10 protein-coding genes are annotated in these 13,571 nt (G+C 65.9%); 1 reads left to right on the top strand and 9 read right to left on the bottom strand.

Annotated elements, in window-relative coordinates; translation table 11 throughout:
* Nucleotides 1-133: 133 nt before the first annotated feature.
* From AC1MFL_RS01255 to AC1MFL_RS01220, 8 genes are all read right to left on the bottom strand, one after another.
* Nucleotides 134-808: a response regulator gene (locus tag AC1MFL_RS01255; protein WP_479812812.1), complete on the bottom strand. Its 675-nt coding sequence runs from the start codon at nt 806-808 to the stop codon at nt 134-136.
* Entirely contained in the window at nt 805-3,453 is a 2,649-nt protein-coding gene (locus tag AC1MFL_RS01250) for a DUF4118 domain-containing protein (RefSeq protein ID WP_479812810.1), read from the bottom strand. Before AC1MFL_RS01250 ends, AC1MFL_RS01255 begins: the two co-directional genes overlap by 4 nt.
* 25 nt (nt 3,454-3,478) lie before the next feature.
* Nucleotides 3,479-4,087 (bottom strand): K(+)-transporting ATPase subunit C, encoded by a 609-nt coding sequence (gene kdpC, locus AC1MFL_RS01245; protein WP_479812808.1) that lies wholly within the window; start codon nt 4,085-4,087, stop codon nt 3,479-3,481.
* Nucleotides 4,088-4,096: 9 nt separating this feature from the next.
* Complete coding sequence (kdpB, locus tag AC1MFL_RS01240; RefSeq protein WP_479812806.1) at nt 4,097-6,223, bottom strand: potassium-transporting ATPase subunit KdpB; 2,127 nt, start codon at nt 6,221-6,223, stop codon at nt 4,097-4,099.
* Nucleotides 6,220-7,887 (bottom strand): potassium-transporting ATPase subunit KdpA, encoded by a 1,668-nt coding sequence (kdpA, locus tag AC1MFL_RS01235; protein ID WP_479812804.1) that lies wholly within the window; start codon nt 7,885-7,887, stop codon nt 6,220-6,222. The genes kdpB and kdpA overlap by 4 nt, the downstream gene beginning before the upstream one ends.
* A 7-nt stretch (nt 7,888-7,894) precedes the next feature.
* Nucleotides 7,895-7,993, bottom strand: a complete 99-nt coding sequence (locus tag AC1MFL_RS01230; RefSeq protein ID WP_084475820.1) for a potassium-transporting ATPase subunit F — start codon at nt 7,991-7,993, stop codon at nt 7,895-7,897.
* 527 nt (nt 7,994-8,520) lie between these two features.
* Nucleotides 8,521-10,497: an APC family permease gene (locus tag AC1MFL_RS01225; protein ID WP_479812401.1), complete on the bottom strand. Its 1,977-nt coding sequence runs from the start codon at nt 10,495-10,497 to the stop codon at nt 8,521-8,523.
* A gap of 226 nt (nt 10,498-10,723) precedes the next feature.
* Entirely contained in the window at nt 10,724-11,335 is a 612-nt protein-coding gene (locus AC1MFL_RS01220) for a hypothetical protein (protein WP_479812399.1), read from the bottom strand.
* A 294-nt stretch (nt 11,336-11,629) separates the two neighbouring features.
* Here AC1MFL_RS01220 and AC1MFL_RS01215 point away from each other — a divergent pair, with 294 nt between their 5' ends.
* Nucleotides 11,630-12,241 carry a DUF998 domain-containing protein gene (locus AC1MFL_RS01215; protein ID WP_479815611.1) on the top strand — a complete coding sequence of 204 codons (612 nt, stop codon included), beginning with the start codon at nt 11,630-11,632 and terminating at the stop codon, nt 12,239-12,241.
* Between the two features lie 254 nt (nt 12,242-12,495).
* On the opposite strand, the gene AC1MFL_RS01210 is transcribed toward AC1MFL_RS01215, so the two are convergent.
* Complete coding sequence (locus AC1MFL_RS01210; RefSeq protein WP_479812802.1) at nt 12,496-13,458, bottom strand: LysR family transcriptional regulator; 963 nt, start codon at nt 13,456-13,458, stop codon at nt 12,496-12,498.
* Nucleotides 13,459-13,571 lie beyond the last annotated feature (113 nt).

Genomic DNA, 13,571 nt, shown 5'->3' with positions numbered 1-13,571 from the left:
CAGTTTGTGAGGTCGGCCGTCTGCTTCTGCGAGTCGTGACAGCGGCCGCCGGTGTGGGTGTCGTGGCTGCCGGGTGATCCTGGGGTGGCCAGCGGGAGTGTGACCGGGTGCCGGGGTGATGACGGCTATCGTGTCATGGTTGGAACCGGTATCCGATGCCGGCCTCGGTGAGGAAGTGGCGGGGGTTGCCGGGTTCTGGTTCGAGTTTGCGGCGGAGTTGGGCCATGTAGACGCGGAGGTAGTTGGCTTCCTTGGCGTACGCGGGGCCCCAGATTTCGGTGAGGAGTTGCTGCTGTGTGACGAGTTTTTCGGGGTTCCGGACCAGGAGATCCAGGATGCCCCATTCCGTGGGGGTCAGCCGGACGTCCTGCCCGTTGCGGGTGACGCGTCTCATGGCCAGGTCGATCCTGAAGGAGTCTGTGGTCACGACTGGCGCCTCGTCGGCCTCGATGCTCCGGCGTTGGACCGCCCGCAGCCGGGCCAGGAGCTCGTCCAGTCCGAAGGGTTTGGTGACGTAGTCGTCGGCTCCGGCGTCCAGGGCCTTGACCTTATCGTCGGAGCCGTGCCGGGCGGAGAGGACCAGAATAGGGACGCTGCTCCATTGCCGGATGCGTTTGATGACCGTGGTTCCGTCCATGTCGGGCAGGCCCAGGTCCAGGACAATGACTCCGAAGGCTTGCTGGGCCGCTGACTGGAGGGCGGATTCACCGTCGGGGGCTGTCACGACGGTGTATCCGTGGGCGTGCAGGGTTATTTTGAGGGCTTTGAGGAGGTGGGGGTCGTCGTCGACCACTAGTACGTCGTTCACAGCGTGCCCTCCGTCATGGACGCGGGCTGCGTGTGGTGGCGTTGCAGCAGGGCTGACTGGGCCTCGAGAGGCGCTTGGACGGCATTTTGGTTGACCTCGGCGCCGGCGGAGAGCGGCAGCCGGATCACCATGGTCAGTCCGCCCGCTGGTGTCTCTTCGGCGGATAGTGTTCCTCCCATCGCTTCGGTGAATCCTTTGGCGACGGCCAGGCCGAGCCCGACGCCGGTGGCCTGCGGCACATCGTTGAGGCGCTGGAAGGGCTGGAACATCCGGACGACACTTTCTGCCGGGACGCCCTGGCCGTGGTCGATGATGCAGAGTTCTCCCGCGGGACGGCCGCCCAGGGTTGCGTGGCTGAGACCGCCTGCTGCTCCGACGAGAACGACGTCGGAGTCCGGTGCGTATTTGACGGCGTTTTCGACGATGTTCGCGATGACGCGTTCGAGCATTCCGGCGTCGGCGTCGACTTCGGGCATATTTCCCGGCAGCTCGACGCGTACCCTGCCGGCCGGGATCCCCTGCAGTGCGGCGGGGATGACCTCGTACCAGCGCACCGGCTTAATGAGCGGGTTGACGGAATCGGAGGTGATCCTGGACATGTCCAGAAGGTTGCCGACCAGCGCGTCCAACCGGTCGGAGCACTCGTCGATGGTGGCGAGCAGCTCCTGTTCCTCCTCCGCGGTGTAATGGATGTCCGGCTGCCTGAGGCCTCCGACGGCCAGTTTGATTCCGGCCAGGGGCGTACGCAGGTCGTGGGAGACCGCACGGAGAATCGAGGTGCGCATCGTGTTGCTTTCGGCAAGCCGCACGACTTCGCGGCGGCTGGCCGCCAGTTGCCGGCGTTCCAGCTGCGCGGACAGGTGCACCCCGAATGCGCCGAGCAGCCGTCTGTCACTGGCCGGCAGCGTCCGGCCGGAGAGCACGAGCCGGGTCGTGGGGTCGACCTGTTCGATGTTTTCGGCACCATCCGGGGCAGCGGGAGGGACTGTCCCGGCATTTGCAACCAGCCTCCAGCCCGCATTGCCGCCTGTTCCTGTTCCGGTGTGCCCGGTGGAGGTGTAGAGGGCCGCGCCGCTGACCTGGAACACGTCCAGGGCCTGTTCGAGGAGTCCTTTCAGGGTGTCCTCGGTGCGGGCTGCGCCGCGGGTGAGGTCTCCCAGGGTGGCGGCTTCCGCTTGGGCGCGGGCGGCCTCTTTGGACCGGCGGGCGGAGAGGTCGACGACGACGGCGACAGCCGCCGAGACGCCCACGAAGACCAGGAGGGCGAGGATGTTCTGCGGGTCGCTGATGGTCAGGGTGCCGACCGGGGGTGTGGAGAAGTAGTTGACCAGGAGGCTGCTCCAGAGGGCGGCAAGGATGGCTGGCCAGAATCCGCCGACGAGGGCGACCGCGACGGACCCGGCCAGCTGGACCAGGGCTGAGGTGGCGATGTTCCGGTCCGGGTTCAGGGCCAGTAGAAGTTGAAGCAGCACCGGGAGTACTACGGCCAGGATGAAGCCGGCGGCGACACGGATTTTGCCGAGGTCCCGTTGCCGGCGCGGGCCGGCGCCGCGGCCGCCGAGGGGGTGGGAGACCATATGGACGTCGATGTCCCCCGAGTCGCGGACGACCCTGTTTCCGGTGCCTCCGCCCAGGAGTGCGCCGAACAGGCCGGCCAGTTTTCTGTGGCGGGAGATTCCGACGACGATCTGGGTGGCGTTGACGCTGCGGGCGAAGTCCAGGAGCGCTGCGGCCGGGTCCTCGCCGGTGACGACGTGGTAGCTGCCTCCAAGGTCCAGGGTCAGGCGGCGCTGGGACTCCAGCGCCTGCGGCGACTCCTCTGCGATACCGTCGGCGGCGCGGACGTGCACCGCCAGAAGGTCCCCGCCGTTGACCCGGTTGAGGATCCTGGCGCCGCGGCGGATGAGAACATCCCCTTCGGGGCTGCCGGTCAGTCCGACGACGATGCGTTCGCGGGCGGGCCAGCTGGCTTCGATGCCCTGTTCGGCCCGGTATCTGGCGAGGCCTTCATCCACCCGGTCCGCGAGCCACAGCAGCGCCAGTTCCCGTAATGCGCTGAGGTTGCCGAGGCGGAAGTAGTTCGTGAGGGCCGCATCGATCTTGTCGGCCGCGTAGATCTTGCCGTCGCCCAGGCGTTGGCGGAGCAGCTCCGGGGAGATGTCGACCAGGTCGATCTGGTCTGCGCGGCGGACGATGTCGTCCGGAACGGTCTCGGCCTGCCGGACGTCGGTGATGGCGCTGACGACGTCCCCCAGCGAGGCCAGGTGCTGGATGTTGACCGTGGAGATCACGTTGATGCCGGCGTTGAGCAGTTCATCGACGTCTTCCCAGCGCTTGGCGTGGCGGCTGCCGGGAATGTTGGAGTGGGCGTATTCGTCCACGATCGCAGTCCCGGGGGCGCGGGCGAGGACGGCATCGAGGTCCATTTCCTCGAACTCCGTCCCGCGGTAGGGCAGGCGCCGCGGCGCGATGACTTCGAGGCCCTCCAGAAGCGCGCGGGTATCGTCACGCCCGTGGTCAAGGGCCCAGGCGACAACGACGTCCTCGCCGCGTTCGCCCAGCCGGTGCGCCTCTTCGAGCATCTCGTACGTCTTGCCGACCCCGGGGGCGGCCCCCAGGAAAATCCGCAGCGTTCCCCGTGCCATCGCCGTCATCCCTCCGCTTGGACTCTCACTTGGACCGTACCGCAGCGTTCAGATCAGCGTTGAGGGCCGTCACGTTCACGGACGGCTGGCCCAGGAAGGCCTCCAGACCGCCGGTGGTGTGCTTGTTGACCAGAGACATCACGGTGTCGGCGCTCAGGTGCTGGGATGCGGCGACACGGGGGACCTGCAGCCGGGCGTAGGCCGGGGAGATGTCCGGATCCAGTCCCGACGCGCTGGACGTTACCGCGTCGGCGGGCACCAGTTCCTCGCTGATGCCTTCCGCGGCGGCGACAGTGGACCGGTTGGCGGTGACGGCGTCGCGGAGTTTCGGATCGTTGGGGCCCAGGTTGGACGCCGAGGACGACGCCGGGTCCCACTTCACGGCCGAGGGCCGGGCGTGGAACCACCGCGGGTCCTGGGCGCCGGTGTCGGCGGAGGTCTGGACGATCAGGGCGGACGCCACAGGTGCGCCGGCGGCGTCCTTCAGGATGGATCCGTTGGCCTCGTACGGGGCGATCAGTTGCCCGACGCCGAAGACGGCCAGGGGGTAGGCCACGCCGAGGACCAGTGTGGCGAAGAGCAGGAACCGGACGGCGGTGCCTGCCTGCCGGAGGTAGCCGGTGAGTGGGTTCATGTGATGTTCCTAGCCGATTCCGGGGATGAGGGAGATCATCAGGTCGATGATCTTGATGCCGATGAAGGGTGCGATGAGTCCGCCGAGCCCGTAGATCAGCAGGTTCCGCCCCAGCGCCTGGTTGGCGGACACGGCACGGTATTTCACTCCGCGCAGGGCCAACGGGACCAGGGCGATGATGATCAAGGCGTTGAAGATCACCGCGGACAGAATGGCCGAGGACGGGGTGGCCAGGCCCATGATGTTCAGCAGTCCCAGCCCCGGGAAGGCGGAGGTGAAGAGGGCCGGGACGATCGCGAAGTATTTGGCGACGTCGTTGGCGACCGAGAAGGTGGTCAGGGCGCCGCGGGTGATGAGCAGCTGCTTGCCGATGCCGACGATGTTGATGAGTTTGGTGGGGTCGGAGTCGAGGTCCACCATGTTGGCGGCGTCCTTGGCGGCCGGGGTGCCGGAGTTCATGGCGACGCCGACGTCGGCAGCGGCCAGGGCCGGGGCGTCGTTGGTGCCGTCGCCGGTCATGGCGACCAGCCGGCCTGCAACCTGCTCTTTCTTGATGACCGCGAGCTTGTCCTCCGGTGTTGCTTCGGCCAGGAAGTCATCGACGCCGGCCTCGGCGGCGATGGCCTTGGCGGTGATGGGGTTGTCCCCGGTGATCATGACGGTCCGGATGCCCATTTGCCGCAGCTCAGCGAAGCGGGCGTGCATGCCGGGTTTGACGACGTCGGCGAGGTGGATGGTTCCCAGGATCTCCGCACGGCCGCCCTTGTCCACTTGGGCGACCAGCAGGGGCGTGCCGCCCTGGGCGGAGATTTCCTTAACCCGGTCGTCGACCTCCGCCGGGGTGTGGCCGCCGTATTCGGCAACGAAGGCCGCCACCGTGGAGGCGGCGCCTTTGCGGATCTGCAGCCCGTCAAGATCCAGCCCGCTCATGCGTGTGCTGGCGCTGAAGGGGACCACGGCAAAATTGCCGGAAGAGCGTTCAAGTGTGGTCAGGTCGGGCCCGGTCACGCCCTTGTCCGCAGCGAGGTCCACGATGGAGCGCCCCTCGGGGGTTTCATCGGCCAGGCTGCAGACCCGGGCCGCTTCGATCATCCGGGTCCGCTCCACATGGTTGGCGGGGAAGAAGTTGACGGCGCGCCGATTGCCGTAGGTGATGGTCCCGGTCTTGTCCAGCAGCAGGGTGGTGATGTCCCCGGCGGTCTCCACGGCTCGTCCCGAGGTGGCCAGCACGTTGTGCTGGACGAGGCGGTCCATCCCGGCGATGCCGATGGCCGGGACAAGGGCACCGATGGTGGTGGGGATCAGGCAGACGAGCAGGGCGACCAGCACGATCGGGGAAGGGGTGGCGCCGGCGAGGGCGGCAAACGGGGCCAGCGACATGGTGACGGCCAGGAACACGATGGTCAGGGACACCAGAAGCACATGAAGGGCGATCTCGTTGGGGGTTTTCTGCCGCACGGCGCCCTCGACCAGCTTGATCATCCGGTCGATGAACGTTTGTCCAGGCTCGGCGGTGATCCGGATGACAATCTGGTCCGAGAGGACCTTCGTGCCGCCGGTGACCGAGGAGCGGTCGCCGCCGGATTCGCGGATGACCGGGGCTGATTCGCCGGTGATGGTCGATTCGTCGACGCTGGCGAGGCCTTCGATGATTTCGCCGTCAGACGGGATGACGTCCCCGGCTTCGCAGATCACGACATCGTCCTGCCGCAGCTTTGTTCCGGGGATCTCTTTGGTGGTGCCGTCTGCTTGCCGGAGCCGGGCCTGGACGCCTTTGCGGCTGGCGCGGAGGCTGTCGGCCTGGGCCTTTCCGCGGCCCTCGGCGATGGATTCGGACAGGGTGCCGAACAGGACGGTAAGCCACAGCCAAACCGTGACGGCGATGCCGAAAACGGATGGCCGGTACAGGCAGATCGCCGTGCACAGGGCGGCCCCCACCAGCACGGTGAACATGACCGGGGAATGGATCATCTGCCGCGGGGAGAGTTTCCTGACGGCGAGCGGCAGTGCGGCGGCGACGGACGTGAGGGTCAGCTTCGCCGGGGCCTTGGTGTGGTGCTTGTGTTCGCCGGGGGTGCCGAGCGGGTTGCCGTCGGCGTAGGTTTGGGCGGCGAGGTCCGTCTGGGACGGGGTCATTTCAGGAGTCCTTCTGCGAGGGGGCCCAGGGCGAGGGCCGGAAAGTAGCTCAGGGCGGTCAGGATCACTGTCACGCCGAGCAGCAGGCCGCCGAACAGCGGGCCGTGGGTGGGGACGGTGCCGGCGGAGGCGGGAATCTTGCCCTGACGGGCGAGGGAGCCGGCCAGGGCGAGGACCAGGGCAATCGGGAGGAAGCGGCCCAGCAGCATGGCAAGGCCCATCATGACCGAGAGGTAGGGCCCCGAGGTGGTGATGCCGCCGAACGCGGAGCCGTTGTTGTTGGCCCCGGAGGTGAAGGCGTAGAGCACCTCGCTGAACTGGTGCGGGCCGGTGGCCGGGGCGTTGGCCATGGCGTCCGGCAGCAGGACGGTGATGCCGGCAAGTGCCAGGACCAGGGTCGGGGTGACGAGGATGTACATGGCGGCGAGCTTCATTTCCGTCGGGCCGATCTTCTTGCCCAAGTACTCCGGGGTCCGTCCGACCATGAGACCGGCGATGAAGACGGAAATGATGGACAGGATCAGCAGCCCGTAGAGCCCGGAACCGGTTCCGCCGGGGGCGACCTCGCCGAGCATCATGTTCACCATGGCCACGCCGCCGGCCAGCGGCGGCAGGGAATCATGGGCGGCGTTGACGGCGCCGGTGGAGGTCAGCGTGGTCGAGGTTGCGAAGATCGCGCTCGGCACCGGACCGAAGCGCTGTTCAAAACCCTCGCCCAGCCCTCCGGCTGCCGCCGTCGCGGTCCCCTGGCCGGAAGCCACGGCCCATCCCATCAGGGAGATGGAAGCCAGCCACAGGGTGCCCATCACGGCGGCGACCGTGTAGCCCTGTTTCTGGTCCCCGACCATCCTGCCGAAGGCGTAGGGCAACGCCGAGGGGATGAGCAGGAGCAGGAACACCTCGAAGAGGCTGATGAGGGCGTTGGGGTTCTCGAACGGGTGGGCCGAATTGGCGTTGAAGTAGCCGCCGCCGTTGGTTCCGAGCTCCTTGATGGCTTCCTGGGACGCCACGGGCCCGCCGGGGATGGTTTGGCTGATCCCGGCCGCGTGGTTGGTGACGTCGGTGGGCCAGAAGTTCTGCACCACCCCGCCGAGGACCATCACCACTGCCGCGACGAACGCGATCGGCAGCAGGATCCGAAACGAGGTCCGGGTCAGGTCCACCCAGAAGTTGCCCAGCCGCTGCGTCCGGGTGCGGGCGATGCCGCGGATGAGGGCGACGACGACGACGATGCCGACCGCGGCCGAGAGGAAGTTCTGTACCGCCAGCAGACACATCTGCACGAAAATGCCTACCGTGGTCTCCGGTACGTAGGTCTGCCAGTTCGTATTGGTCACAAAGGAAATGGCGGTGTTCATGGCAATCCACGGATCCACGCCGGGCAGGGAACCGCTGCCCGGCATGACACCCTGCAGCCGTTGCAGGCCGAACACGGCCAGGATGGAGACGGCCGAGAACGCCAGAATGCTGCGCAGGTACACGGACCAGGTCTGGTCTGTGCCGGCGTCGATCCCGGCCAGCCGGTAGAACAGACGCTCGGGCCGGCTGGACGTCGTGCCCTCGAATACGCGGGACAGGTAAATGCCGAAGGGCCTGTGCAGGGCTGCCAGAACAATGAGAAGTGCCGCCACCTGGATGACAAAGGATGCGGAATTGAAGGTCATGATCGGCTCACCACTTTTCCGGATGGATCAGGACGGCCAGCAGGTAGCCGAAGAGGCACAGTCCCGCAATCAGCAGGACCAGCCACATGATCGCGTCGGCGCTCATTGCCCGCCCTCCGGCCGGTCCTCGGCAGCGCCGACCATCCCGGCCAGAACGTGGCCGATCCACATCACGAAACCCATGGACACCATGAGAATTCCAATAACAGCCACATCGGCCATTTCAGGTTCCTTTCATCCGCACCCCGTTTGCGGGGCTACTGAAAGTCAACTCCCGTCCAGAGGGAAAAAGCCGGTTCCTGACGGTTTCTTAACGCCCGGGCGCCGGATCTTGACGCCGCCTTAACGGGTGCGGAAAGTCCGGACCATTCGCGTCCCGTACCTGCCGATCTGCAGCGGCCGTCGCCGCTCGGGCCGGAACCCGTCGCCGGACTGGGTGGCAGGACGCTGGCATAACGGGGGCTGGCGGTATTGATGGCCCGTCCGTCGACTATCGGTTCAGGGCAGGGGATCACGGCGGGAGGGCACCACCCGGCTGCCGCCCGGAAGGCAGGTGCGAATCTCATCCATTGCGCTGACAGCGCGGGACCAGGATTTCCGATGGCGCGGGCAGCGACCTCTGGCTGGCAGCGTTCAGCCGACGTGGACCCAGGGGCGTTTGGTCACATCCGGTTCAGCTTCGCGGAGCACTTCGCGGGTGACGGGTGCGATTTCGCCTTCGCCGAACGCGAGGAAGCGCAGCAGGTTGGTCACCGGGTTCCCTTCGGTCCAGCGGAAGTAGATGTGGGGCATCAGGCCGGTCACGTCCCGGATGTGCAGCAGCACCGAGGCAATCGTGTTCGGCACCACGGGTCCGTGGACTTCCAGGATCCGGTACCCGTGCCGGGTCACCCCACGGACCTCCAGTGCCGTTTCAAAGTCTGAGGAATCATCCACGATCACTTCCAGGAACAACGCCTGGGAGTCCACCGGAAGGTGGCTGACTTCGATGGCGGAGCCCAGTTTGTCCCGGTAGGCCTCGGGGCTCAGACGCAACGGTTCGTGGGCGATGATCGATATCGGCCCGTCCAGATTTGAGGACATGAACTCCAGGGCCTGGCGGTCCATGTGGACGTGGGTGGCGTGGAGTTCAAAGGACCGCCGGATGCGTGAGAGCAGGGAAATGACGATGATGCCCACGATAAAGAACGCTGCGATCCGGATTCCCTCGGGGCGTTCAAAAATGTTCGCCACCGTGGTGTAGATGAACACCATTGCGATGACGCCGAACCCGATGGTGCGTTTGGGCTGTTTTCCGCGCCGGGCGGACAGTGTCACGGCCACTGCGGCGGAGGTCATCAGTACCAGCACGCCGGTGGCGTACGCGCCGCCCTGGGCATCGACGTCGGCATCAAACAGCCAGGTGATCAGAAACCCGATGCCCGTGAACACGAGCACCAGAGGGCGCACGGCCCGTGCCCAACCGGGAGCCATGCCGTAGCGGGGCAGGTACCGGGGGACGAGGTTGAGCAGTCCCGCCATGGCGGAGGCCCCGGCGAACCAGAGGATGGCGATGGTGCTGATGTCGTACACGGTGCCGAAGCCGGCCCCGAGGTATTCGTGGGCCAGGAACGCCAGTGCGCGGCCATTGGCCTGCCCTCCTGGCTGGAACTCCTGCTCCGGGATGAGGATCACGGTGGTGAAGCTGGTCGTGATGAGGAACGCGCTCATGATGACGGCGGCAGTGGTCAACAGTCGTCGGGCGCCCTCGATCCGGCCCACCGGCTTCTCATCGGTGTCACCGGGGCGTCCCTGGATCTGCGGCATCACAGCAACCCCTGTTTCAAAGCCGGACAGACCCAATGCCAGCTTGGGGAAGACCAGCAGGGCGATCCCGACCACCATGACCGGATTCCCGTGCGAGGTCGTCAGGGCAAGCCACCAGTCGCCCACGGCAGCGGGATGCGTCAGCACTTCAAGGATGGTCGTGAACACGACCACGACATTCAAGCTCAGGTAGATGCCGACCAGGACAACCGCAACACCGATGGCTTCCTTGAACCCGCGGAGGAACACCGCGCCCAGCAGGGCCAGCAGAAACAATGTGATGGGAACGTTCTGTCCCTGCATCCAGCCTGGTACAAAGGGGTTCTGGATAGCGTGAGCGGTGGCGTCGGCTGCCGACAAGGTCATGGTGATCATGAAGTCCGTCGCGGCAAACCCCAGCAGGACCAGCACGAAGAGCTTCCCGCCCCAGCGGGGCATTAGCCGCTCCAGCATGGCGATGGAGCCCTCGCCGCGGTGGCTTTCGCCGGCAACCCGGCGGTAGACCGGGAGGGCGCCCAGCAACGTGACAGCCACCAGCACCATGGTCGCCAGCGGGGAGATCACGCCCGCAGCCAGGGCGGCGATGGCCGGCTGGTAGCCCAGGGTGGAGAAGTAGTCGACACCGGTCAGGCACATCACCTGCCACCACGCATGCTTCTTCAGATGCGGGTCGCCCACCGCGCCGGGACCCTGATGAGTGCCTTTGGCGTCCTGAAGGCCGAACAGCAGCCAGCTCCTGAAGTTTTCCCTGGCTCCCGGCGGCACCGCTGAGGGATCCGCAGGCGGCCTGCTCATCGTCGTCATCCGTACCTCCCCGCCCGATGCCCGCATCGTGTTCACAGCCGACGATAACACCGGCTCTTCCGCCGCTGGCCGGCCCGGTGTCAATCTTGATGGATCCCTAACGCGGCCCCCTTGTCGGCCTGCACGACGGGTGTTTGGTGCAGGAGATACTCGTGGATCGGCTCGGGAACCACGGGGTCCGGGACGGCCGCTGCCGCCTGTTGCGGCGGCGGAGTGGGCCCGGATTTCAGTGGGACGGGCCCGGGATTTCAACGTAAAGATTGAATCCGGCACTTGCTGGCACGTACCAGTGCCTGCGGTGCCGCAACGGCCGGTAGATGTGTCCGGAAGGGTCCCTCACACGCACATGCTCCAGCCGGTCCTGGTGAGCGAGCCGGTGATCAATGTCCTCCAGATTGGCGGGATGTGATTCGACGCCGTTGACCTCCAGCGCCCAGGTTCCCCCGGCACCCTCCGCCCTGTGTTCCAGGTTGAGGATTTCGAATACATCCGAGACCACTTCTTCTTTAGTGATGGGGAAGAAGCGCCGGAGCCGGTGACTTTCGGGGTGTGCGTTTTGCGCGTCCATCCATGCCTGGCGGAGCCAATGGAATTCCGCCGGGCCCAGCGAGGGCCCAAGCATCAGGTGACGTTGCGGATCCAAAGCCAGGCGGTAGGCGCAACCGCTACGATCAATGATGCAGGCAGCTTCGCCGACGTATTCAAACGCCGCGATCAGCTCCTGTTCGGACCGGTGATACGAAAACTCCCCGCTGTCATCGACCGCGACGAAATCCCGGCCGGCACCGGCTTCGGCGGGCCGCCCTGACGTGCCCGGTATCCGGGACGTGGTGTTCATTCTGGCTGGCTCCTGGCTGGGATCGGATTGCAGCCACGGCGGCTGCGGTGTTCTCTTGATTCATGACACCACGGGCGAAGCCCTGCGGGAACGGCCCTTAACGGTTTCCATACGCCAGCAAGCGAGAGGATTCAGCAGCCAGGCAATGAGGCTTCGACGCACTAAAATTCACGCTATGCACTCGAATCCCATCGCAGACCAAGCAGCGCCCGGACTTCGACGTTCCAGAGTGGCCGCTGAGGCGGGGATGGTGGGGGCAGTGCTTTTTGTCTCCGTCTTCACCGTTTAGGGTGGCTGTGCCCGGGCTACTCCCCGACGCTCATGTTCGTCAGCGAGCTGTCCCTTGGCCCCTACGGCTGGGTCCAGGTGCTCAACTTCGTCCTGACCGGTGCCTTGGTCGTGGTCTTCGGCCGCGGCCTCGCCGCCCACCTCAGCACCGGAGCGGCTTCCCGGGCCGGACCGGTGCTGGTGCAATGCATGGGAGTCAGCCTGATGGTGTCCGGGCTGTTCGCCACCGATCCGTCGGCGATATCCGACCAGGTAACAGCGCATGGCGTCGTGCACGGAATATTCGGGGCGCTTTTCTGCACGCTCGCGCCCGTAAGTTGTTCCGTTTTCTACCGGCGCTTCCGCAGAGACCAAGCCTGGCGCCCGTTGGCGGGGTGGACTCTGGCCACGGGCATTGTTCTGAGTCTCGGGATCGTCCTGCTCAAGTTCAGCCAGCAGCCCGCCAACGGCCTATTCCAGTGGAAAGGCCTGGTGCAACGCGTCATCCTGGTCACGATCATGGCCTGGATTTTTGCCGTCGCGTCCCGCTTGTGCCACCTCTATCGGAACGGGAACCCCGGCCCACAAGGCCCGCCGTGGCAGCGGGGCCAGCGGCATGGGCGGCATCCACGCAGATAAACTTGCGGGCAAATATGGTGGCTTGTTCCCGGGAATTGCGGCAGATTTCCTCCACGTTCGGACCGGCAACCGCAAGCTTTGATAACACGCCCCTGCTGATCGACGACGGCAAGGTCGCCCTCCGCGCGATCGACGTCGACGCCGTCAAAGTGGTTGCCCATAGGTGCGCCCTCAGCCGGTGCCTTGGCGGGCAACCCGTCCACCAGACGGAATATCGGCGGTATTTTTTGGCTGCACTGCGATCGTCAGCGGCGCTAATTGGACTGGAGCGAAGAAGATAGCGCGTCAGACAGGCGGGGGTCGACGAGGTTCGGGACGCCTCCGAAGGAGGCCAGGGTCCGGGCGGTCTCCACGAACTCGCGTGCCAGCCCGTCATTGACATCGGTGCGCCACGCAATCGACAGCGGAGACGGCGGGACATCGCTTACCGGGATGAAAGACAGCCCGGGACGGTCATAGAAACGCTGTGTGGAGGCCTGGGTAAACGCAATGCCCCGCTCGCCCAGGATGGCTTCGAAACACTCGTCGACCGTGGCTACCTGAGTGCCCAGACGGACCGGCTGGCCGCCGCGGGCCTGGGTTGCGAGCCAGAAATCCCTCCACCTCTCCGGAGCCTTGCGGGCGACGAAGGGCTCATCAACCACCTGTTCCACCGAAACCTCGGACAGCCCGGCAAAGCGGGAACTGCTGGCGACCACGAGGACCCGCGGCTCGATGAACAGTGTCTCCATGGCGAGCCAGTCCGCCGCTGGCAGGGGCGGCCGCACGAATGCCACGTCGGCGCTTCCGTCGGCCAACCCCGCGGTGGGGTCAGCAAAATCAAAAGACCTCATTTGCACGTGAATTTCCGGGTGGTTGTTCTTGAAAGCGGCGAGGATCCGCGGCGTCAGTTCAGCAGCAGCATTGGCCTGGAAACCGACAATCAGGGTGCCCCTCACACCGCTGGCTGCCTCCCTGGTCAAGGAAACGGCACGCTGAGCGGCGGATAGGAGGCGCTTGGCTTCGCTCAGCAGGACCTCGCCGGCGCCTGTCAGTACTACACTGCGGCTCGTTCGGATCAGCAGAGGGGTGCCCAACGAGTGTTCAAGCTTCCGGATTTGGACGCTAAGGGACGGCTGCGCGATGTGAAGCCGGGCAGCGGCTCGACCGAAGTGCAGTTCCTCCGCCACGGCGACAAAGTACTGCAGGACGCGCAGGTCAAGCTGGGGCTGCTGCATCCTTCAACTGTAAGCTCCGCCACAATCCCGGGTCCAATAGTTTGAGGCTATCGCCGGTTAGGGGACAGGTATTGGACCGTACGGGGTCTCCGGGGCTGCAATGGAAGCAGCGA

It is taken from the genome of Arthrobacter sp. BG3, assembly GCF_056680185.1.
Note: the sequence above shows the minus strand (reverse complement) of the source record. Positions and strands in the feature narration are given on the sequence as shown.